Annotated in this window: 24 protein-coding genes; all 24 read right to left on the bottom strand. The window is 67.0% G+C overall.

The window, feature by feature from the left end; translation table 11 throughout:
* Window positions 1-99: 99 nt before the first annotated feature.
* The 24 genes from BMX29_RS13075 to BMX29_RS12960 all read right to left on the bottom strand — a co-directional run bounded on the left by BMX29_RS13075 (window position 100) and on the right by BMX29_RS12960 (window position 21463).
* Entirely contained in the window at window positions 100-699 is a 600-nt protein-coding gene (locus BMX29_RS13075) for a uracil-DNA glycosylase (protein ID WP_217644385.1), read from the bottom strand.
* Window positions 696-2363, bottom strand: coding sequence for a ribonuclease J (locus BMX29_RS13070; RefSeq protein ID WP_092813455.1), 1668 nt, complete (start codon window positions 2361-2363; stop codon window positions 696-698). Before BMX29_RS13070 ends, BMX29_RS13075 begins: the two co-directional genes overlap by 4 nt.
* 9 nt (window positions 2364-2372) lie before the next feature.
* Window positions 2373-3146 (bottom strand): type III pantothenate kinase, encoded by a 774-nt coding sequence (locus BMX29_RS13065; protein WP_043845961.1) that lies wholly within the window; start codon window positions 3144-3146, stop codon window positions 2373-2375.
* A gap of 15 nt (window positions 3147-3161) precedes the next feature.
* Window positions 3162-3896, bottom strand: coding sequence for a biotin--[acetyl-CoA-carboxylase] ligase (locus BMX29_RS13060; protein ID WP_092813452.1), 735 nt, complete (start codon window positions 3894-3896; stop codon window positions 3162-3164).
* Window positions 3897-3993: 97 nt separating this feature from the next.
* On the bottom strand, window positions 3994-5436 hold the full coding sequence (nuoN, locus tag BMX29_RS13055; RefSeq protein ID WP_043845959.1) for an NADH-quinone oxidoreductase subunit NuoN: 1443 nt from the start codon (window positions 5434-5436) through the stop codon (window positions 3994-3996).
* Window positions 5437-5446: 10 nt separating this feature from the next.
* Complete coding sequence (locus BMX29_RS13050) at window positions 5447-7009, bottom strand: NADH-quinone oxidoreductase subunit M (protein ID WP_092813449.1); 1563 nt, start codon at window positions 7007-7009, stop codon at window positions 5447-5449.
* A complete protein-coding gene (gene nuoL / locus BMX29_RS13045) occupies window positions 7009-9264 on the bottom strand; it encodes an NADH-quinone oxidoreductase subunit L (protein WP_092813446.1) in 2256 nt (751 codons plus the stop codon). Before nuoL ends, BMX29_RS13050 begins: the two co-directional genes overlap by 1 nt.
* Before the next feature lie 4 nt (window positions 9265-9268).
* Window positions 9269-9574: an NADH-quinone oxidoreductase subunit NuoK gene (nuoK, locus tag BMX29_RS13040; protein WP_043845953.1), complete on the bottom strand. Its 306-nt coding sequence runs from the start codon at window positions 9572-9574 to the stop codon at window positions 9269-9271.
* Between the two features lie 325 nt (window positions 9575-9899).
* Window positions 9900-10046 (bottom strand): hypothetical protein, encoded by a 147-nt coding sequence (locus BMX29_RS19245; RefSeq protein ID WP_157835896.1) that lies wholly within the window; start codon window positions 10044-10046, stop codon window positions 9900-9902.
* A complete protein-coding gene (locus tag BMX29_RS13035; RefSeq protein WP_043845952.1) occupies window positions 10046-10648 on the bottom strand; it encodes an NADH-quinone oxidoreductase subunit J in 603 nt (200 codons plus the stop codon). The genes BMX29_RS19245 and BMX29_RS13035 overlap by 1 nt, the downstream gene beginning before the upstream one ends.
* Window positions 10645-11052: a carboxymuconolactone decarboxylase family protein gene (locus BMX29_RS13030; protein ID WP_043845951.1), complete on the bottom strand. Its 408-nt coding sequence runs from the start codon at window positions 11050-11052 to the stop codon at window positions 10645-10647. The genes BMX29_RS13035 and BMX29_RS13030 overlap by 4 nt, the downstream gene beginning before the upstream one ends.
* Entirely contained in the window at window positions 11049-11258 is a 210-nt protein-coding gene (locus BMX29_RS13025) for a hypothetical protein (RefSeq protein ID WP_043845949.1), read from the bottom strand. The genes BMX29_RS13030 and BMX29_RS13025 overlap by 4 nt, the downstream gene beginning before the upstream one ends.
* A complete protein-coding gene (gene nuoI / locus BMX29_RS13020) occupies window positions 11255-11749 on the bottom strand; it encodes an NADH-quinone oxidoreductase subunit NuoI (protein ID WP_092813443.1) in 495 nt (164 codons plus the stop codon). The genes BMX29_RS13025 and nuoI overlap by 4 nt, the downstream gene beginning before the upstream one ends.
* Window positions 11750-11973: 224 nt before the next feature.
* Window positions 11974-13011 (bottom strand): NADH-quinone oxidoreductase subunit NuoH, encoded by a 1038-nt coding sequence (gene nuoH / locus BMX29_RS13010; RefSeq protein ID WP_043845945.1) that lies wholly within the window; start codon window positions 13009-13011, stop codon window positions 11974-11976.
* Between the two features lie 9 nt (window positions 13012-13020).
* Window positions 13021-13428, bottom strand: a complete 408-nt coding sequence (locus BMX29_RS13005; RefSeq protein WP_244889232.1) for a hypothetical protein — start codon at window positions 13426-13428, stop codon at window positions 13021-13023.
* Window positions 13428-15458 (bottom strand): NADH-quinone oxidoreductase subunit NuoG, encoded by a 2031-nt coding sequence (nuoG, locus tag BMX29_RS13000; protein WP_092813437.1) that lies wholly within the window; start codon window positions 15456-15458, stop codon window positions 13428-13430. Before nuoG ends, BMX29_RS13005 begins: the two co-directional genes overlap by 1 nt.
* A 9-nt stretch (window positions 15459-15467) precedes the next feature.
* Window positions 15468-15884, bottom strand: a complete 417-nt coding sequence (locus tag BMX29_RS12995) for a DUF5333 domain-containing protein (protein WP_092813434.1) — start codon at window positions 15882-15884, stop codon at window positions 15468-15470.
* Between the two features lie 133 nt (window positions 15885-16017).
* On the bottom strand, window positions 16018-16377 hold the full coding sequence (locus BMX29_RS12990) for a hypothetical protein (protein ID WP_092813431.1): 360 nt from the start codon (window positions 16375-16377) through the stop codon (window positions 16018-16020).
* A 96-nt stretch (window positions 16378-16473) separates the two neighbouring features.
* Window positions 16474-17190, bottom strand: a complete 717-nt coding sequence (locus tag BMX29_RS12985; protein ID WP_092813428.1) for a class I SAM-dependent methyltransferase — start codon at window positions 17188-17190, stop codon at window positions 16474-16476.
* 47 nt (window positions 17191-17237) lie between these two features.
* Window positions 17238-17504 carry a putative antibiotic biosynthesis monooxygenase gene (locus BMX29_RS12980; protein ID WP_092813425.1) on the bottom strand — a complete coding sequence of 89 codons (267 nt, stop codon included), beginning with the start codon at window positions 17502-17504 and terminating at the stop codon, window positions 17238-17240.
* Window positions 17505-17854: 350 nt separating this feature from the next.
* A complete protein-coding gene (nuoF, locus tag BMX29_RS12975; RefSeq protein WP_043845934.1) occupies window positions 17855-19138 on the bottom strand; it encodes an NADH-quinone oxidoreductase subunit NuoF in 1284 nt (427 codons plus the stop codon).
* Between the two features lie 5 nt (window positions 19139-19143).
* A complete protein-coding gene (locus BMX29_RS12970) occupies window positions 19144-19359 on the bottom strand; it encodes a DUF5337 domain-containing protein (protein ID WP_043845933.1) in 216 nt (71 codons plus the stop codon).
* Window positions 19360-19376: 17 nt separating this feature from the next.
* Window positions 19377-20255 (bottom strand): endonuclease, encoded by an 879-nt coding sequence (locus tag BMX29_RS19635; protein WP_244889230.1) that lies wholly within the window; start codon window positions 20253-20255, stop codon window positions 19377-19379.
* A 101-nt stretch (window positions 20256-20356) separates the two neighbouring features.
* Window positions 20357-21463 (bottom strand): NADH-quinone oxidoreductase subunit E, encoded by a 1107-nt coding sequence (locus BMX29_RS12960; RefSeq protein ID WP_092813422.1) that lies wholly within the window; start codon window positions 21461-21463, stop codon window positions 20357-20359.
* Between the last annotated feature and the right edge of the window lies 1 nt (window position 21464).

The raw sequence follows: 21464 nt of genomic DNA, 5'->3' as shown, positions 1-21464 counted from the left end.
TCAGGCCACAAGGCTCAGACGCCAAACACCGCCCCGTCACCAACCTTGGCCGAGGTTGGTGACGGGGACAGAATAGCGAACCTGAGATACAGAAGAGGCTCAGTCCGTGAGGTAGCGCGCCGCGTCGGCCCAGACGCGGGGGATCGCCACCCAGCGGTCGGGGAAGGCCGCGCGCACCTGGTGCGAGGGGTGTGCGCTGGCGAGCACCGGTATGCCCCGCGCCTCGAGCGCCGGGCGCACCCTCTCGGCCTTTCGACCCACCAGCACCGCCACGCGAAGCGCGTGCAGCAGCTCGAGCAGGCCCTCGAACGCTGCGGCCCCGGCACGCAGTTCCGCGGCCGTAACGCGCGTCGTGCCGTTCCACCACGGCACCACGTTCCAGATCACCGTGTCGCGCCGATCGATCCCCGCCTCCGAAAGAAACCGCCGCGCCGCCCGCTGCGTCGGCGAGGGATCGTCGCGGGTGACGAACCCTGCCCCGCCCTGTCCGAACACCACCGGACCGGGTTTCTCCATCACGAACAGCAGCCGCGCGCCCACCCCGCCGTCGCAGGGGTCGAAGTCTGGAACGGAAACGCCCGGCCGCTCCAGCGACCGGGCGTATCGCGTCAGCGCCGCGATGTGCGGCGCCTCGAGCATGGCGCGCCGCCGCACAGCCTCGGCCGGATCGGCCAGCGGCGCGGCGTCCGCCCCAATCACGACAGGCGGCTGACCACCACGGTGACCTCGGGTTTCTTGCCGATCTCGTCCTGCGCGCCGTTCCGCACGGCGCGGCGCAGCGCCTCTTCCAGCGCGTCATCGTCCTTGAGCACCTTCTTGCCCGCGCGCCCGAGCGCCGCGGCCGCGGACTCTTCCAGCACTTCGGTCAGCGGCTGACGCGAGCGGCCGGTTTCGGGCAGGCCCATCAGGTCCACCCACGGATCGCCCAACGGCTCGTCCTCTTCGTCGAGCACCAGCGTCACGGTGGCATGGCCGTTCAGCGCCATGCGGATGCGGTCACGCACCACGCCGTCCAGCGCCCCCACCTTGATCGAGCCGTCGAGATAGGTGCGCCCAGTCTCCACGAAGTCGACCACCTTCGGCTCGTTGCCCGAAAGGTCCACCATCGTTCCGTTGACCGCCAGCACGCCCTGCCGACCGCGCGCCTGCGCCATCTTGGTATGCTCGCGCAGGTGGCGGTGCTCGCCGTGCATGGGAACCACCATCTGGGGATCGGTGATGTCCTGCATGGCCTCGAGGTCGGGCCGGTTGGCGTGACCGGAGACGTGATAGCGCCCGGCGCTGTCGTCGACGACGTCCACGCCGCGCTCGGACAGCATGTTGATGATCCGGATCACGCCGCGTTCGTTGCCGGGAATGGTCTTGGACGAGAACAGGAACAGGTCGCCGTCGCCGATCTCGATCCCGTGGTGCTTGCCGCGTGCCAGCTGTGCCGACGCGGCGCGCCGCTCGCCCTGACTGCCGGTCACGATCAGCATGAGGTTCTCGCGCGGGATCTGGCCGGCCTCTTCGATCGGCATGGTGGCTGGGAAGTCGCGCAGCACACCAGTCTCGACCGCAGCCTCGACCATGCGCCGCATGGCCCGGCCCAGAAGCACCACCGACCGCCCGGCCCGCTTGCCGGCCTCGGCCAGCGTCTTGAGGCGCGCCACGTTCGACGCGAAGGTGGTCGCGACGACCATGCCCTTGGCCTCGGACAGAAGACGCTCGATCTCGGGGCCGACGGTGGCCTCGGACCGGCCCTCATGCGCCGAGAAGACGTTGGTGGAGTCGCAGATCAGCGCCTTCACGCCTGTCTTGGCCACGTCCTCCCACAGTGCGCGGTCGAACGCCTCGCCCACCACCGGGGTGAGGTCGATCTTGAAGTCGCCGGTGTGCACGAAGCGCCCGTCGGGCGTGTCGATCACAAGCGCCGAGCTTTCGGGGATCGAGTGCGAGATCGGCAGGAAACCCACGGTGAAGGGCCCGACCTCGATTGTCTCGGGCCAGGCCGAGGCCGTCTGGACGTACTCGGGCTTCAGCCCGTGCTCGTCCATCTTGCGGCGCGCGATGTTGGCCGTGAAGGCGCGCGCATAGACCGGCGCGCCGAGACGCTCCCACAGGTGGCCGACGCCGCCGACGTGGTCCTCGTGCGCGTGGGTGATGAAGATGGCCTTCAGCCGGTCCTTGCGCTCGGCCAGCCACGCGATGTCGGGGAAGATCAGGTCGACGCCCGGGCTCGTGTCCATGTCGGGGAAGGTCACGCCGAGATCGACGAGGATCAGCTCTTCCTCGCCCGGCTTGCCGTAGCCGTAAACGTAGGCGTTCATGCCGATTTCGCCCGCCCCCCCGAGGGGCAGGTAGATGGTGCGGTTTCCGCTCATGTCAGGTTCTTATCCTTGCTTCGTATTGTGTCGGTAGATGACGGTCAGGCCGTGCATCGTCAGATCGTCCTGAACATCGTCGAACAGGACGTCGCTTTGCTGGAACAACGGCGCCAGCCCGCCGGTCGAGATGATTTTCATGGGCCGATCCCGCTCGGCCTTGATCCGTTGGCAGATCTCTTTGACGAGGCCGACATAGCCCCAGAAGATCCCCGATTGCATACAGGCGACCGTGTTGGTCCCCACCACGGCCTGCGGCCGCGAAATGTCCACGTGCGGCAGCGCCGCCGCGGCCTCGTGAAGGGCCTGCAGCGACAGGTTGACGCCCGGCGCGATGACGCCGCCGACATAGGCTCCGTCCGCCTCGACCACGTCGAAGGTGGTGGCAGTGCCGAAATCGACGACGATGATGTCTCCGCCATAGAGATCGTAACCCGCGACCGTGTTGACAAGACGGTCGGGCCCGACCTGTGTGCCGGTGTCCACGCGCACGTCCACAGGCAGCGCGCAGTCCGGCCGGCCGACGACGTAGGGCCGCGTGCCGAAATAGCGATCCGACAGGACGCGCAGGTTGAACACCACCCGCGGCACCGTGGACGAGATGATGACATCGGTGATGTCCGGCTGGATGCCCTTCAGGTTCATCAGCGTGGACAGCCAGACGTAGTACTGGTCCGCGGTGCGCTGGTGTTCGGTCGAGGTCCGCCAGGTGGCGATGAAGCTATCGCCGTCCCAGATCGAGAACACGGTGTTGGTGTTGCCGCAATCGATCGCAAGAAGCATCGGCACCGCCTCCGGTCAGAAGAACACGTCGGCCGCGGCGATGCCGACGCGGCCTTTCGGGGTCATTAGGACAAGATTGCCCGACGGGTCCACCGTCTCGAACCGGCCGACGGTCTCGGACGTACCGGTGCGCGCGGTCACGGTCTCGCCCAGCCGGGCGGCCCGGGACAGCCAGGCCTCGCGGATCGGCGCGAACCCGTAGGTGACGAAGCTGGCCTCGCGCGCGGCGTAGGCCTGCGCCAGCTGGTCGAGGAAGTCCTCCGGCCCGACCGCCGCGCCGGTCTCGGCCATCAGCGACACCGGCCGCACGGCGCCCGCCTCGACCTCCGCCGCGTCGGGCGCGGCCACGAGGTTCACGCCGATCCCGATGGCGAGTGCCCCGCCCGCATGGGTCTCGAGGAGGATGCCCGCGACCTTGCCGCCGTTCAGAAGCACGTCGTTCGGCCACTTGAGCGCGAAGGGATCGGCCCGCCCCGTTACGGCGACCATCGCATCGAAGAGCGCCAGCGCCGCCACGAAGGACCGCAGCGCAACCACCCCCGGCGCCTCGCGCGGCTGGAGCACAAGCGTCGCGGCGAAATTGCCCTCGGGGTTGGCCCAGGCCCGTCCGCGGCGCCCGCGCCCGGCGGTCTGTCGCCGCGCCATGACCCACTCGGGCCCGGCCAGCGTGCCCGCACGCCGCGCGGCCTCGGCCATCGTGCTGTCGGTCTCGTCCAGCACGATCCGCCCGTAGCCCGCGGGCCAGGTCATTGCCCGGCTCCGCGGCTTCTTCTCGTGAAAAATACTCTCGCCGAAGGCACCGCGCGCGTCACGCGCGCGGTCTCCCCGGCAGGACCGGCGCGCCGGATCAGTTGACCAGCGCCGCCGCCGCCGCGGCCGCCGCGCCCTCGATCCCGAAGAGGTTAATGACGCCGGCGACCATCATGAGAGCGGGCAGCGCGAGGAAGGCCCACAGGACGCTCGACCCGTTGGCATCGAGGCCGTCGTCCCGCGCCTCGGCGAAGTACATCAGGTAGACGATGCGCAGGTAGTAATAGGCGCCCACCACCGACGCGATCACGCCAGCCACAGCCAGCCACGCAAGGCCGCCGTCATAGGCCGCGCGCAGCACGTAGAGCTTCCCGAAGAAGCCCACCAGCGGCGGCACGCCCGCGAGGCTGAAGAGCAGCACGAGCATCGCCAGTGCCCGGCCCGGATCGGTCCGCGAATACATCGCCAGCGACGAGATCTGCGTGACCGGCTGGCCGTCCCGCTCCATCGAGAGGATGAAGGCGAAGGTTCCGACGTTCATGGTGACGTAGATCGCCATGTAGATCAGCAGTGCCTGTACACCGAGGGCAGTGCCCGCCGCGAGCCCCATGAGCGCGTAGCCCATATGCGCGATGGAGGAATACGCCATCAGGCGTTTGATGTCGGTCTGGCCGATCGCCGCGAAGGAGCCGAGGAACATCGACAGCAGCGACAGGAAGGCGATGATCTGCTGCCAGTCGCCGACGACGCCGCCGAACGCGTCGTGCAGGAGCCGCGCGAACAGTCCCATCGCCGCGACCTTGGGGGCGGTGGCGAAGAAGGCCGTGATCGGCGTCGGCGCGCCCTCGTAGACGTCCGGCGTCCACATGTGGAACGGCACGGCCGAGATCTTGAAGGCGAGGCCCGAGGACAGGAACACCAGTCCGAACAGGAGGCCCAGCGACACCTGGCCTTCACCCGCCGCCTCGATGATGCCCGAGAACAGCGTGGTGCCGGCATAGCCGTAGGTCAGCGACGCGCCATAAAGCAGCAGGCCCGAGGACAGCGCACCGAGGACGAAGTATTTCAGGCCCGCCTCGGTGGACTTCACGCTTTCGCGGCGCAGCGAGGCGACCACGTAAAGCGCGAGCGACTGAAGCTCGAGCCCCATGTAGAGCGCGATCAGGTCGCCGGCGGAGACCATCATCATCATGCCCACGGCGGCCAGCGCCACGAGCAGCGGATACTCGAACCGCAGAAGGCCACGGCGCGCCATGTAGTCCTGGCTCATGGCCAGCACGGCGGCGGCGGAGACGAGGATGGTCACCTTCGAGAAGCGCGCGAAGGTGTCTGCGATGAACATGCCGTCGAAGGCGGTGCGCGTGCCCGGGCCGCGCGTGGCGATCCAGATGCCGAGCGCGAGCATGAGCGCCGAGGTGATCCAGACCAGAGGACGCGCGAGGTCGTCCTTGCCGGTATAGACCGCGCCCACGAGCGCGATCATGGCGAACACCGCCAGGATGATCTCGGGCAGGATGAGGGTGAGGTCGGCGGAAAGCATGGTCACGTCCTCAATGCGCGTCGTCGGCCTGCGCCTCGGCCACCTGCGGACCGTCCAGGTCCGCCGCCGCGACACGGTCGTCATAGGTTTCCAGAAGCGCCTCGACCGAGGGGCCGATGCGGTCGAGGATCGGGGCCGGGTAGACCCCCATCCAGATGGTCATCACCACCAGCGGCGCGAAGATCGCCTTTTCGCGGCGGCTCATGTCGGTGATCGCGCGCAGGCTTTCCTTCACGAGGTCGCCCATGACCACGCGACGGTACAGCCAGAGCCCGTAGGAGGCCGACAGGATCACGCCGGTTGTCGCGACGACCGCGATCCACGTGTTCACCTGGAACACGCCCATCAGTGTCAGGAATTCCCCGATGAAGCCCGAGGTGCCAGGCAGGCCGACGTTCGCCATGGTGAACAGCATGAAGATCGTGGCGTAGGCCGGCATCCGGTTCACGAGGCCGCCATAGGCGTCGATTTCGCGGGTGTGCATCCGGTCGTAGATCACGCCGACGCAGAGGAAAAGCGCGCCGGAGATGAAGCCGTGGCTGATCATCTGGAAGATCGCGCCGTCGACGCCCTGCTGGTTGGCCGCGAAGATGCCCATGGTGACATAGCCCATATGCGCCACCGACGAGTAGGCGATGAGCTTCTTCATGTCCTCCTGCACCAGCGCCACCAGCGAGGTGTAGACGATGGCGATGGCCGACATCCACAGGATCAGCGGCCCGATCACCTCGGAGCCCACCGGGAACATCGGCAGGTTGAAGCGCAGGAAGCCGTAGCCGCCGAGCTTCAGAAGGATCGAGGCCAGCACGACCGAGCCCGCGGTCGGCGCCTGCACGTGCGCGTCCGGCAGCCAGGTGTGGACCGGCCACATCGGCATCTTCACCGCGAAGGACGCGAAGAAGGCCAGGAACAGCATGGTCTGAAGCCCGCCCACCACGGTGATGCCGAGCACGCTGAAGGTGCCGTGGGCGAACTCGTGGTTCAGCAGCGTCGGAATGTCCGTGGTGCCCGCGTCGGTGTACATCGCCACCATCGCGACCAGCATCAGCACCGAGCCGAGGAAGGTGTAGAGGAAGAACTTGAACGCCGCGTAGATGCGGTTCTTGCCGCCCCAGATACCGATGATGAGGAACATCGGGATCAGGCCGCCCTCGAAGAACAGGTAGAACAGCACGAGGTCGAGCGCCATGAACACGCCCAGCATGAGCGTCTCGAGCAGCAGGAACGCGATCATGTATTCCTTAACGCGCGTCTTCACCTCCCAGCTCGCGGCGATGACCAGCGGCATGATGAAGGTGGTGAGCATCACGAACAGCACCGAGATGCCGTCGACGCCCAGCTTGTAGGTCATGCCGAGAAGCCAGTCGCCTTCCTCGACCATCTGGAACTCTGGGTTCCGGGGGTCGAACTGGGCGAGAATCAGCAGCGACACGAGGAAGGTCGCACCGGTGGCGATCAGCGCCAGCCAGCGGGCGTTGCGGTCCGCCGCCGGGTCGCCGCCCTTGAGGAACACGCCCAGGATCAGCGCGGCGAGCGCCGGCAGGAAGGTGACGATGGAGAGAAGGTTGTCCATTACTCTGCCCCTCCGAAGAGCGTCATCCAGGTGATGAGGACCGCGATGCCGATGACCATCGCGAAGGCGTAGGTGAAGATGTAACCGGACTGCGCCCGGCCGGCGAGCCGCGTGAAGAAGGGCACGATGCCCATGGCGATGCCGTTGATCGAGCCGTCGATGATGTTGCCGTCACCCCTCCGCCAGAAGAGTCGGCCCACCCCCTTCGCGGGTCGCACGAACAGGAAGTCGTAGAGCTCGTCGAAATACCACTTGTTCAGCAGGAACAGGTACAGCGGGCGCTGGCTCTCGGCGAGGCGCCGCGGCATGGCCGGGTTCACGATGTAGAACCAGTAGGCGACCACGAAACCGATCAGCATTGCGATGAAGGGCGACACCTTCACCCAGACCGGCGAGTGGTGCGCGTCGTCCATGACGTGGTTGTCGGGCCCCATGTAGATGGCGCCGGCACCGGGTGCCGGGTCGAGTTCGGCATGGGCCTCACCCTCGCCTTCGCCCTCGGATCCTTCACCGTGGCTCTCGTCGGCAACGGCGGCCTCGTCGCCCGTCGAACCTTGGGAGGCGGTGTCTGCCGTGGCGGTCTCCTCGCCGGCCTCGTCGGATGCGGTGTCCGCGGCAGCGGGCTCTTCGCCTTCGCTTTCGTCGGCGGTTGCGGTCTCCTCGCCGTGGCTCTCGCCTTCGGCCGCCTCTCCGTGGCCGTCCTCGGACGCTTCGGCGTGATGCTCGGGGATGCCGAAGAACCGGTTCACCTGCGAGTGATCTCCGAAGAACGATCCGTACCAGATCATCCCCGCGAAAATCGCACCGAGAGACAGGACACCCAGCGGGATCACCATGACCATCGGCGACTCGTGGGCGTGCTCGTGGGTGTGCTTGTCCCCGCGCGGCGTGCCGAAGAACGTCATGAACATCAGGCGCCACGAGTAGAACGACGTGAAGAGCGCGGCGATGACCAGCATCCAGAAGGCGTAGCCACCCGCCGTCCCGGCCCAGGCGCTCTCGATCACGGCGTCCTTCGACAGGAATCCGGCAAAGCCGATGTGGGTGAGCGGGATGCCGACGCCGGTGATCGCGAGCGTGCCGATCATCATGGCCCAGAACGTGTAGGGCATCTTGTGGCGCAGGCCGCCGTAGTTCCGCATGTCCTGCTCGTGGTGCATCCCGTGGATGACCGAGCCGGCGCCGAGGAACAGCATCGCCTTGAAGAAGGCGTGCGTGAACAGGTGGAACATCGCGACCGAGTAGACGCCGACGCCCGCGGCCACGAACATGTAACCGAGCTGCGAGCAGGTCGAGTAGGCGATCACGCGCTTGATGTCGTTCTGCACGAGGCCGACGGTCGCGGCGAAGAACGCCGTGGTCGCGCCGAGGAAGGTGACGAAGGTCAGCGCCTCCGGGGCGAACTCCATCAGCGGCGACATGCGGCAGACGAGGAACACGCCAGCCGTCACCATCGTCGCCGCGTGGATCAGCGCCGACACCGGGGTCGGGCCTTCCATCGCGTCGGGCAGCCAGGTGTGCAGGATCAGCTGCGCCGACTTGCCCATCGCGCCGATGAACAGCAGCACGGCGATCAGGTTGGCGGCGTTCACCTCGAAGAACAGGAAAGAGATCTGGGTGTTCGCTATCTCGGGAGCCGCGGCGAAGATGTCGTCGAAGCGCACCGAGTCGACGAGATAGAACAGGCCGAAGATGCCGAGCGCGAGGCCGAAGTCGCCGACACGGTTGACGATGAACGCCTTCATCGCCGCGGCGTTGGCCGACGGCTTGCGATAGTAGAAACCGATCAGCAGGTACGAGGCGACGCCCACGCCCTCCCAGCCGAAGAACAGCTGCACGAGGTTGTCGGAGGTCACCAGCATCAGCATCGCGAAGGTGAAGAACGACAGGTAGGCGAAGAAGCGCGGCTTGTAGCTTTCCTCTCCCTCGCGGAAGTTCTCGTCGTGCGCCATGTAGCCGAAGCTGTAGAGGTGCACGAGCGCCGAGACCGTGGTCACGACAATGAGCATGATCGAGGTCAGCCGGTCGAGCCGGATCGACCAGTCGGTCGACAGCGATCCGCTTTCGATCCAACGCAGCACCTGGATGTGCTGGGCGTCGGGGCCGTGGCTGAAGAACACGATCCACGAGAAGAAGCATGCCACGAACAGCAGGCCCGTGGTGATCCACTGGGCACCGCGGATGCCCGTGGCCTTCCAGCCGAAGCCCGCGATCAGGGCGCCGATCAGCGGCGCGAAGAGGATAATGCTCTCCATGACCTCAGCCTTTCATCACGTTGATGTCTTCCACGGCGATGGTGCCGCGGTTGCGGAAGAAGCAGACGAGGATGGCGAGGCCGATGGCCGCCTCCGCCGCCGCCACCGTCAGCACGAAGAGCGTGAAGACCTGCCCCACGAGGTCGCCCAGGTGGGCCGAGAACGCGACGAGGTTGATGTTCACCGCAAGGAGCATGAGCTCGATCGACATCAACAGGATGATGACGTTCTTGCGGTTGAGGAAGAGCCCGAAGATGCCGATGACGAAAAGCGCCGCCGCCACCGTGAGGTAATGTTCGATCCCGATCATCCGTCGTCCCTCGCGGTTTTCGTTCCGAGCGGGTCGATGCCGCACCGCGGCGCCCGCGTTCTTTGTTCGCGGCTTAGCCCCCGCGGCGGGCATTTGCAACGCGCGCGCCCGAGGGCGCGGCGCTTTGTCGATGCGTGTCGCCGGATCAGAGGCTGACGAAGCCGCCCACGATCAGGATCACGACGATTACGGCGACGATGATGAGAGTGTTGCGCGACATGACGAGGCCTTTCCTTGCCCATCTTGCGGCCCCGGCGCGGGCCGCCTGCAGTTGGCGACGCAGCCTCTTGCCGCGCCGTCGGTTTAAGGTCCGGGCCGCGCTGTCCTAGCGGACGCGGCGCGAGGTCCGGACCCACCGCCAGAGGCGCACGCCGATGAGCGCCTTGACGATCCAGAGAAAGGCGCCCCCGCCCAGCACCGCCCAGGCCGGCAGCCCGGCCGCGGCATGCCCGTGCAGGAGCGCTGAAAGCATCAGAGGCCCTGCCCCGGCTTGACGTCGCGCAGCTCCATCGCGGTCTTCGGATCGCGATACATCTGCGCGAGGATGTCCTGCCGCTTCACGTCGCTGCGGTGGCGCAGGGTCAGAACGATCGCACCGATCATCGCCACGAGGAGGATCAGGCCGGCAAGCTGGAACAGCAGCGCATAGCGATCGTAAAGGATCATGCTCAGCGCCTCGGTGTTGTTCACGTCGAGCGTCATCGGCTGGGCAATGGCCGCCTCGGCGGTCTCGGCGCTTTCCCAGGCGCCGTAGGCCACGGCGAACTGCATCATGATGATGATGCCGATCAGCAAGGCCAGCGGCAGGAACCGCGCCATCTCGGCCTTCAGCTCGGCGAAGTCGACGTCGAGCATCATCACCACGAAGAGGAACAGCACCGCCACGGCGCCGACGTAGACGATCACCAGCAGCATCGCCACGAACTCGGCACCGAGGAGCACGAAGAGCCCCGCCGCCGACAGGAAGGCCAGGATCAGCCAGAGGACCGAGTGGACCGGGTGGCGGCTGATGACGGTGAACAGCCCGCCGGTCAGGCAGCTGATCGCGAAGAGGTAGAAGGCGAACGCGCTCATTGTCCCTCGTCCTTTGTGTCGTCGTTCATGACTTCGCGCGCGAGTTCCATCGCGCGCGTCATCGCGGGAATGCCGGCGAACATCGACATCTGGGCGATGGTCTCGGCGATCTCGTCCTTGGTCGCGCCCGCCTCGATCAGGTGGCGCACGGTCATGCGGACCTGTGTGTCCGCCTGCGCGCCTTGCATGGTCAGGCCCGCGAGCGTCAGCAGCAAACGCGTCTTGGAGTCGAGACCGTCCTTCGAGATGCCCTTGCCGAACCACATCTCCATGGCGTCCTTCGGCATCGTCGGCCACATCTTCTCGAAGCCACGCGGATCGAAGTTTTCCATGGCCGGGTTGAACGCCCGCGCCATCTCCTGCGCCTGCTCCATGAAGAGCTCGAAGGGGGTCTTGGAACTCATTGCGGGTTGTCTTCCCCGATCTCGTCCATCATCTCGTCCAGCCGGTCGCGCTCGGTCTCCACGGTGGCGCCGGCCAGCAGGCTCAGCAGCACCGACAGCCCGTCGATCTTCTGGTGCGCCATGTCGAAGTCCTCGCGCATCTCGGACATCTCTTCGCGCATCATACGCACCTCGGCCAGAAGCTCCTTGAGGACGGCGTCGCTCATCTGTAGGGCGCGTCGATCTCGAGGTTGCGGGCGATCTCCGCCTCCCAGCGGTCGCCGTTCTCCAGGAGCTTCGCCTTGTCGTAGTAGAGCTCTTCCCGGGTCTCGGCGGAAAATTCGAAGTTCGGCCCCTCGACGATCGCGTCGACCGGGCACGCCTCCTGGCAGAAGCCGCAGTAGATGCACTTCGTCATGTCGATGTCGTAGCGCGTGGTGCGGCGGCTGCCGTCGTCGCGCGGCTCTGCGTCGATGGTGATCGCCTGTGCCGGGCAGATCGCCTCGCAGAGCTTGCACGCGATGCAGCGCTCTTCGCCGTTCGGGTAGCGGCGCAGGGCGTGTTCGCCGCGGAAGCGTGGGCTCAGAGGGCCCTTCTCGTGCGGGTAGTTCACCGTCGCCTTGGGGCCGAAGAAGTACTTCACGCCAAGCTTCATCCCCTTCCAGAAATCCTGAAGCAGGAAGTACTTGGCGGCGCGGGTGTAATCCATGGTCGCCATGTCAGACGTCCTCCGGTTTGTCCTGGGTCGCGCAGTGGCGCGCCTCCTCGGTCATGGCGGTTTCGGTCGCCGCCAGACCCGTGTCTTGGTCGTCCCTCGCCCCGATTCGGGGCGTGGCCGGTGCGGTTTGCCCCGCCCTGCCCTGTCCCATGGCGCCGCCCCTGCCCGGCAGGGGCGCGGCGCTGTCGCTCCGCCCGGGCAGATGTCCGCCTCGGCCGGTCATGTCAGCTTCCCGTTCCGAAGCGGGCGAAGATGCCCCAGAACCATTCGTAGCGGGTCGCGAAGGCCACGAAGACCACCCACACCAGGCTGAACGGCAGGAAGACCTTCCAGCCCAGGCGCATCAGCTGGTCATAGCGGTAGCGCGGCGTGATCGCCTTCACCATCGCGAAGAGGAAGAAGAAGAACGCCATCTTCGCGACCATCCACAGCGCGCCGTCGGGCAGGCCCGGGATCGGCGACAGCCAGCCGCCGAAGAACAGCAGCGTGGTCAGCGCGCACATCAGGAAGATCGCGATGTATTCGCCGGCCATGAAAAGCAGGAAAGGCGTCGAGGAATATTCCACCTGGTAACCGGCCACGAGTTCCGATTCGGCCTCGGGCAGGTCGAAGGGCGGGCGGTTCGTCTCGGCCAGAGCCGAGATGAAGAACAGGAACACCATCGGGAAGTGCGGCAGCCAGTACCAGCCGAAGAAGTGCCATCCGGTATCCTGGGCGCCCACGATGTCGCCGAAGTTCATCGAGCCGGTCGAGATGATGACCCCGATGATGATGAGGCCGAGCGAGACCTCGTACGAGATCATCTGCGCCGCCGAGCGCAGCGACCCGAGAAACGGGTACTTCGAGTTCGACGCCCAGCCGCCCATGATAACGCCGTAGACCTCGAGCGAGGAGACGGCGAAGACGTAGAGGATGGCCACGTTGATGTCCGACAGCACCCAGCTGTCGTTGAACGGGATCACCGCCCAGGCCAGCACTGCCAGCACGAACGACGTCAGCGGCGCCATGATGAAGACGGTCCGGTCGGACCCGGCCGGCACCACCACTTCCTTGAAGATGTACTTCACCGCGTCCGCGACGGTCTGGAGCAGGCCGTAGACGCCGACGACGTTCGGGCCCCGGCGCATCTGCACCGCGGCCCAGATTTTCCGGTCGCCGTAGACGAGGAACAGAAGCGACACCATGACGAACGAGATCATGGCGAGGCACTGGGCCACGATGATCAGGGCCGTTCCGCCGGAGGTTGCCAGAAAGTCAGACATGGATGTCCCTCACACCGTCGGTATTCCATTCTCCGCGCATGTCGCGACCTCGACTTCGGCGTCAATGGTCTTGAGCCCGCGCGGCAGGGCTGCCGAGATGGTGTAAACCGCATCTGCGGTCCAGAGACCACCCATTTCATCGACATTTGTGCGCAAATGCCGCGCGAAACCGTAACCCCGGATCAGTGCATACTGCGCCGCGGCACAGTCGGCATAGTCCGCCAGATCGGCATTGTCACGCGCCCCGCGCATGGAGACGTGGAACTGAACAAGGTCGCCGTCGAGCAGCGACGTCTCCACGCCCTCGTAAACCGGATCGAACGGGATTTTATCCCGATCCGGCTGCGACTCGCCCCCGCATCCGGCGAGGGCGAGACTTGCCGCGGCGATGATCCCGGCACGCAGGACCACCCGGATCACTCCGCGGCGATCTTCGCCTCGGACCGGGCCTTGGCGTTCGCCGACAGCTCGGCCATCAGTTCGCTCGCGCGGGCAATCGGGTTGGTCAGGTAGAAGTCCCGGATCGGCGTACCGAAGTCGCCCGAGCCCATCTTTCCCTCGGGCTCGACCGTCCAGCCGTTGTCCGGCACGCGATCGAGCGCCTCCATGTGCGGCACGGCCTCGACCAGTTTCGCGCGCAGCTGTCCGATGCTGTCGAAGGGCAGCTGCTTGCCGCACTCGGCCGACAGCGCCCGGAGGATGGCCCAGTTCTCCTTGGCCTCGCCGGGGGCGAAGCCCGCGCGGAGCGCCATCTGAGGGCGGCCCTCGGTGTTGACGAAGACGCCCTGCTCCTCGGTATAAGCGGCGCCCGGCAGGATGACGTCGGCGCGATGCGCGCCGCGGTCGCCATGGCTGCCCTGGTAGATCACGAAAGCGCCCGGCTCGACGTCGATCTCGTCCGCGCCGAGGTTGTAGACCACGTCCGCGCCGTCCATCGCCGCCGGCAGACCGCCCTCGGTCACCGCGCCAACGTCGAGCGCGCCAACGCGGCTCGCGGCGGTGTGCAGCACGAAAAACTTGGCGTCGGCACCATCCGCGAAGGCCTGCGCCGCGGCGAGAACGGCCGCCCCGTCGTCACCGGTGAGGGCGCCCTGCCCGACGAGCACCACCAGGCGCTTGTTCTCGCGGGTCTCCTTGGAGACGCCCTTCTTGACCATCTCGGCCAGCGCGTCGCGGCCGGTGCCGGCGTGGTGATAGTCGTAGGTCAGGTCGACCGGCTCGCCGATCAGGCCGATATCGGCGCCCCTCGCCCATGCCTTGCGGATGCGGGCGTTCAGCACCGGGGCTTCGGTCCGCGGGTTGGCGCCGATGATCATCACCATGTCCGCGTCGTCGATATCCTCGACCGCGCAAGTTCCGACATAGGCCGAGCGGTTTCCGGCGGGCAGCTTCGCGCCGTCGGTGCGGCACTCGGTCGTGCCGCCGAGGCTCTCGATCAGCTGCTTGAGCGCGAAGGTCGCCTCGACCGAGGCAAGATCGCCGACCAGTCCGACGGGCTTCTTCGCGCCCTTCAGGGCGTCCGAGGCCTTGCCGAGCGCCTCGGGCCAGGTCGCGGCGCGCAGGCGGCCGTTCTCGCGCACGTAAGGGCGATCGAGACGCTGACGCTTGAGGCCGTCCCAGACGAAACGGGTCTTGTCGCTGATCCATTCCTCGTTGGTGCCGTCGTGATTGCGCGGCATGATCCGCATCACTTCACGGCCCTTGGCGTCCACGCGGATCGACGAGCCGAGCGCGTCCATCACGTCGATGGTCTCGGTCTTCGACAGCTCCCATGGGCGGGCTGTGAAGGCGTAGGGCTTCGACGTAAGCGCGCCCACCGGGCACAGGTCGATGATGTTGCCCTGCATCTCCGATTCGAGCGTCTGGCCGAGATAGGCGGTGATCTCGGCATCCTCGCCGCGGCCGGTCTGGCCGAGCTCGGGCATGCCCGCGACCTCGGTGATGAAGCGGACGCAGCGCGTGCACGAGATGCAGCGCGTCATGTGAGTGCCCACGAGCGGGCCGAGGTCCATGTTCGACACGGCGCGCTTGGGTTCGCGGTACCGCGAGAAATCCACGCCGAAGGCCATGGCCTGGTCCTGCAGGTCGCATTCGCCGCCCTGGTCGCAGATCGGGCAGTCCAGCGGGTGGTTGATGAGCAGGAACTCCATCACCCCCTCGCGGGCCTTCTTTACCATGGGCGAGTTGGTCTTGACCTCCGGCGGCTCACCGTTCTTGCCGGGACGCAAATCCTTGATCTGCATGGCGCAGGAAGCGGCGGGCTTGGGCGGACCGCCCACGACCTCGACGAGGCACATCCGGCAGTTCCCCGCGATCGACAGCCGCTCGTGGTAGCAGAACCTGGGGATCTGCGTGCCGGCCGCGCTCTCGCACGCCTGAAGGATGGTCATCGAACCATCCACCTCGTACTCGGTGCCGTCGATGTTGATTTTGCGGAGGTCGGACATGGACTCGTCTCACCTTGCTCTGAGCAGGACGCCGATCTGGCTCCCCTTCGCTATTTCCTGTTGCCCGAAGGTGCAATAGGCGCTCTTGTCGCTCCTCTGCACGCCCTGGCCCTCGAGCCAGGCATTCGCCTTGCGCTCCATCCGGTCCTTTTCGTCGTCGGATGACACGTAAGCGTCGATCTCGTCGCTGCTGTAGCCGAGGTCGCGAGCCTCGCCCTTCAACTGCTGAAGATAGGCCAGCGCACGGATCATCCGGGCGTCGATATTATCGCAGCTTTTACGCAGATCGTCGGCGATTGCGACCATCATCAGGCTGTTGTCGATCTTGTCGACCTCGCGAAGCGGCGGCTTGCCCTGCGCTTGGGCAAACGGCGCCATGAGCGCGAGAACGAGGGTGCAGGCAGCGGCTGCAGCGGAGCGGCGCATCGGGTGTCTCCTTCGGGTCAGGTCGCGCGTGGGGATGCCCTACGGGCAGCGCGATGCACGGCAGAAATGGGCGTCGCCCCTTCGGTCATGCAATAACCCAACGCACCGGGAGCGTTCACGATCCCGCGTCGCGTCAACGCGTGGCCGGCCCCCCGGGCTCGGGCCACTCGACGCAGCGTCCCTGCACCACGATCCGGTCACCGTCGATGGTCAGTGCCTGCGCCGGATCCTGCGTCGGATGCACCGCCCAGTCGATCTTGGAGGTGCCGTAATAGGTCATGCAGTGCCGCGTTCCCTCGTAGAGTGCGGCCTGTCTCGCGCCCTCGATCCCGCGCGAGAGTGGCCCGGACGTCACGACGAAATTGTGACGGTCGCTCCGCGGAGCGCTGGCGTTGGACCGGTAGAACTCTCCTTCGAAGCGGATGCGCTTCGACGTCTCGGTGCACCCTGCGAGCGCGAGGCTCGCCGTCAGGATCGTCAGGATAAGGCGCATCTGTCCTCCGGAGTCTGGATGGTGCGGCGCGCGCAGGCGCCGACGCCCGTGTAGCCCGAGCCGCGCGATGCGGTCCAGCCCCCCGCCCGCAAGCGCTTATTTTCCCCCGCGCTTGTAGCGGCGGGCCTTCGTTACCTTGAGTTCGAACCCGAGTCCGGGGTCCTTCGGCAGAAGCGCCTTGCCCATCGAGGTGAAGAGCGGCCGGTCGACCTCGGCCGCAAACTGGCAGACGGCACGGGTCACACCCGGCCAGGTGCCGTAATCATCGGCGATCAGGATGCCTTTCGGCGCCAGCAGCGGCCAGAAGTTTCGCAGGTCGGCGAGGCAGCTTTCGTATTCGTGGCTGGCGTCGATGTGGATGACCTCGGCGGTGACCTTCAGCCGGGTCAGCGCATAGGCGGCCGAATTCCCGTCCATCGGCAGCGGAACGATCCGGCCCTGCTGCCCCGCGTCGTGCACGTTGGCGAGAAACGTCCGGTAGACCGACGGGTAGCCGTCCACCGGCGACAGCTCGGCCCGGCGCCCGGCCGAGGACAAGTGCGCCGAGGAGCCGAGCCAGGTGTCGATCGACAGGATCTCGCCGTCGAGGCCGTGGGCATCCATGCGCTCGGCCATGTGGATCGAGGACATGCCCTTCCAGACGCCCAGCTCGATCACAAGGCCGGGCTTCGCCTGCGTCAGGGCCACGTCGAAGAACTGGTGGGTCGAGTTCCAGCCCTGCCGATCCACCCGCGCCGGGTCGTGGTCGTAGGTGTCGAAAGGGTTTTCCAGCCCCAGCCGGGCGCGAATGCCGCCCTGTTTTTCGTCCTTCATGCTGCTCTGCCCCTCGCGCTGCGCCCGTCCGGCGCGGTCGCCCGCCGTCAGCTCTCGGCGCGCTCGGCCGCCTTGGCCTGCGCGCGCTTGAGCTCGGCGACGCTCTGTCCTTGCGCCTTGGCGACGACCTTATTCACCCACGGCAGGACCACAAGCGAAACGCAGGGCACCGTCACACCGGTCGAAAGCAGGATCCGCAGCCAGACCGGTGCATCGGGAAAGAGCCATCCGACCAGCGCCGCCAGCAGCACCACGCCCGGATAGACGCAGAGCCATACGAGGAAGATGAACAGGGCTTGCTGACGCTTGGACATAGGTGTGCGGCTCTCGCGTTCCGGGGATGCGCCCGTGTGACGTGCGGCGCCTGCGGAGAAAGGAATGCTCGGAGCGACTCCGCGGTGACCGGTCGCCCGGTGAAAGCCGCGCTATCGACCGGCCTCGCGATACGACGATCCTTGCCGGAGGCCCTCTCCATCTGTCGATGTCACATCCGGACTTGATCCAGGCTGGGTCCTCTCGTCGACCAAATCGCCGCGTCTTGGGGGCGGACCTTCGCCAGCGCGACGGCCCTCGGCCTTGTCCCGCGCCCGGGGCTGGAAAAGCAAAACGCCCCCGCAGGCCGATCCTGCGGGGGCGTTTCTCGAAAGATGAAGAAAGCGCCGCGTTATTCCGCCGCGATGGGCCCGCGCTTGTGCTTGATGCGGTCCTCGATCTCGTCGCGGAAGTTGCGGATCAGACCCTGGATCGGCCAAGCGGCCGCATCGCCCAGCGCGCAGATGGTGTGGCCTTCGACCTGCTTGGTGACGTCGAGCAGCATGTCGATTTCCTCGACCTCCGCGTCGCCGCGCACGAGGCGGTCCATCACGCGCATCATCCAGCCCGCGCCTTCGCGGCAGGGCGTGCACTGGCCGCAGCTTTCGTGCTTGTAGAACTTCGACAGGCGCCAGATCGCCTTGATGATGTCGGTGTCCTTGTCCATCACGATCACGGCCGCCGTCCCGAGGCCCGACCGCTGTTCCTTCAGCCAGTCGAAGTCCATGATCGCATCGCGCATGTTCTCGCCACGGATGCAGGGCACCGACGACCCGCCGGGGATCACCGCCTTGAGGTTGTCCCAGCCGCCGCGGACACCGCCGCAGTGCCGGTCGATCAGTTCCTCGAACGAGATCGACATAGCCTCTTCGACCACGCACGGATTGTTCACGTGGCCCGAGACGGCGAACACCTTGGTGCCCGCGTTGTTCGGACGGCCGAAGGACGAGAACCAGTCGGCGCCGCGCCGCAGGATGGTCGGCACCACGGCGATCGACTCGACGTTGTTCACGGTGGTCGGGCAGCCGTAGAGGCCCGCGCCCGCCGGGAACGGCGGCTTCATGCGCGGCATGCCCTTCTTGCCCTCGAGGCTCTCGATCAGGGCGGTTTCCTCGCCGCAGATGTAGGCGCCCGCGCCGTGGGTCAGGTAGATGTCGAAATCCCAGCCCGATCCGGCGGCGTTGCGGCCCACGAGCCCGTCCTCGTAGGCCTCGTCGATGGCCGCCTGCAGGGCCTCGCGCTCGCGGATGTATTCGCCGCGGATGTAGATGTAGCAGGCGTGCGCGTTCATCGCGAAGGACGCGATCAGGCAGCCCTCGACCAGCGTGTGCGGGTCGTGACGCATGATCTCGCGGTCCTTGCAGGTGCCCGGCTCGGATTCGTCGGCGTTGACCACGAGATATGCGGGCCGACCGTCGGATTCCTTGGGCATGAAGGACCACTTCATCCCGGTGGGGAAGCCCGCGCCGCCACGGCCGCGCAGGCCGGACTTCTTCATCTCGTCGACGATGGCGTCGCGGCCCCGCTTGATGATGTCCCCGGTGCCGTCCCAGTGCCCGCGCATCTTGGCGCCCGCGAGCGTGCGGTCGTGCATCCCGTAGAGGTTGGTGAAGATGCGGTCTTCGTCCTTGAGCATGGGTCTCAGTCCTCGTCTTTCCGGCGCGCACGCCAGAGGTCAATCAGCATGTATATCGCGAACCCGAAGCCTGCGAGGGCCGCGAGGTCGAAAAGCGCCCGGGTCCGCTGCGTCAGCCCCAGATACGCCCCGAGCGCGGTGGCGGCGATCCAGAACAGGCCGGTGCCCGCGATGATGAGCGCGATCGTACGCCCCCGCCTGCCCTGTTCGTCCCGCGTCATGCCGTCGTCCGGTCGTCTCAGTTCGTGCCGCCGCCCGACAGGTCACGTGCCTGCGCCACCCACTCGTCGCGGGTCACGCGGCCCTTGAAGCCCTCGAGGTTATCGTCGACCCACGCCACTTCGGCGTCGGTCCACGAAGCGATCTGGTCGAAATGGTAGATCCCGAGGCTGTGGCACAGGTCCTCGAGCTTGGGGCCGATGCCCTTGATCTTCTTGAGGTCGTCGGCGCCGCCCTCGCGCGGGCCCGACATGGTGGTGGGCTTGCTCCCCGCGCTGCCGTTGGTGGCGCCGCCTGCGGCGGACGAGGTGGTGTCGTTGCCCTCGTAGCGCCAGCTGCCCTTGCGCTCGGACAGCTCCTGCTGGCCGGGAAGAGCCTTCGACGGCTTCACCATCGCGCCGGTCTCGGCGTCGGCATCGGCCACCGCCGCGCCCGGTGCCGGGGGCGTGTCGGCCGGGCCCACGCCGGTTTCATCGCGCGCCGCCGCGCCCGAGGCGGGCGGTTGGGTGTCGGCGGAGGCGTCGGTCTTGTCGGCATCCGGCTTGTCCCCCGAGGGCGCCGTGGCGGCGGTGCCGGCCGTGGCCGAAGGTGCGGCCTGCGTTGCGCCCGCGCTGCCCGCGGTCACGCCGGCCGTTCCCGGCGCGGCACCGGTCGCACCGGGCCGCGACGTGCGGGCCTGCACGCCCGGTCCGGGCGCCTCGCCCGGCTTGGTCAGCGGCGTGCAGAAAATCATGCTGAAGAGAAAGCCCAGCACCACGAAGGCCACGGCCGCGAGGAACGCGGCGCCGATGATGCCATACTGGCCGACCACGAGCATCAGGACGAAGGCCACGAGCGCGACGCCCGCGGCCAGCCCCCAGCATCCCGTCTGACAGGACATGCGGCTCTGTGTGTTCATGGTTCTCTCCCTCTCCGTGCCGTCGCAGTGACTTGGACCCGGATCCCTATGTAGCACGGGACCGTGTCAGCGTCTCGTTTCACGACGGCGGGGCGCGTGTCTCAGCCCTTTCCGCTCAGCTCGCGAGCCTGCGGAACCCACTCGTCCCGGCTGACCCGCCCCTTGAACCCTTCGAGGTTCGAATCGACCCACGCCACTTCCTCGTCGGTCCACGACGCGATCTGGTCGTAGTGGAAGATGCCGAGGCTGTGGCACAGCTCCTCGATCTTGGGACCGATCCCCTTGATCTTCTTGAGGTCGTCGGCCCCGCCGTCACGCGGCTGATCCATCAGTTGCGGCTTGCTGCCGGGGGTTGCTTCCTCGGCCGGCTCGAAGGTCTCGGGATGCCCCTCGCCCTCGACCGGGGCCGCGCGCTTGTCCGCGCCGGTCTCGTCCACGGGATGATCGCCCGCCAGCACGGGGCCATCGGGATCGGGGTCGGCATCGCCCTTGCTGTGCGAGAAGTCGCGCCACGGCGCCTTGAGAGGCACCTCGGTGCCGTCGATGCGCTTGACAGTGTCGCCGATCTCGAGCGCGAGCGCGACCGAGGCGTTGTGCTCGGTGCGGTCGCCCTTCGTGGTCTCGAGGCTGGTGATCCCGCCCGCGGGCTCGGAGGCGAAGCGGCCGATCTGCGAGCCCGGAGTCGGCACCTTGCCGGCGGCCAGTTCATCGAGAATCTCCGCGAACCGTTCCTTGGTGAGGTCCTCGTAGTAATCCTTGCCGATCTGCGCCATCGGCGCGTTGGCGCAGGCGCCGAGGCATTCGACCTCTTCCCAGGAGAACTTGCCGTCGGCGGAGCGTTCGAACGGCTTCGCCGCGATCTTCTCCTTGCAGACCTCCATGAGGTCCTCGGCGCCGCAGATCATGCACGACGTGGTGCCGCAGACCTGCACGTGCGCGACGTCGCCCACGGGCTCGAGCTGGAACATGAAGTAGAACGTCGCCACTTCGAGCGCCCGCATGTAGGCCATGCCCAGCATCTCGGCGACGTGCTCGATCGCGGGGCGGGTCAGCCAGCCTTCCTGCTCCTGTGCGCGCCACAGAAGCGGAATGATCGCGCTGGCCTGACGGCCCTCGGGAAACTTGGTGATCTGCGCTTCGGCCCACTCGCGGTTGGCGGGGGTGAACTCGAAGCTCGGCGGTTGTTCGTGGTGCAGTCGTCTCAGCATG

Source organism: Roseivivax marinus, from assembly GCF_900109705.1.
Taxonomy (GTDB): domain Bacteria; phylum Pseudomonadota; class Alphaproteobacteria; order Rhodobacterales; family Rhodobacteraceae; genus Roseivivax; species Roseivivax marinus.
This window is presented reverse-complemented; position numbering and strand designations above follow the sequence as displayed.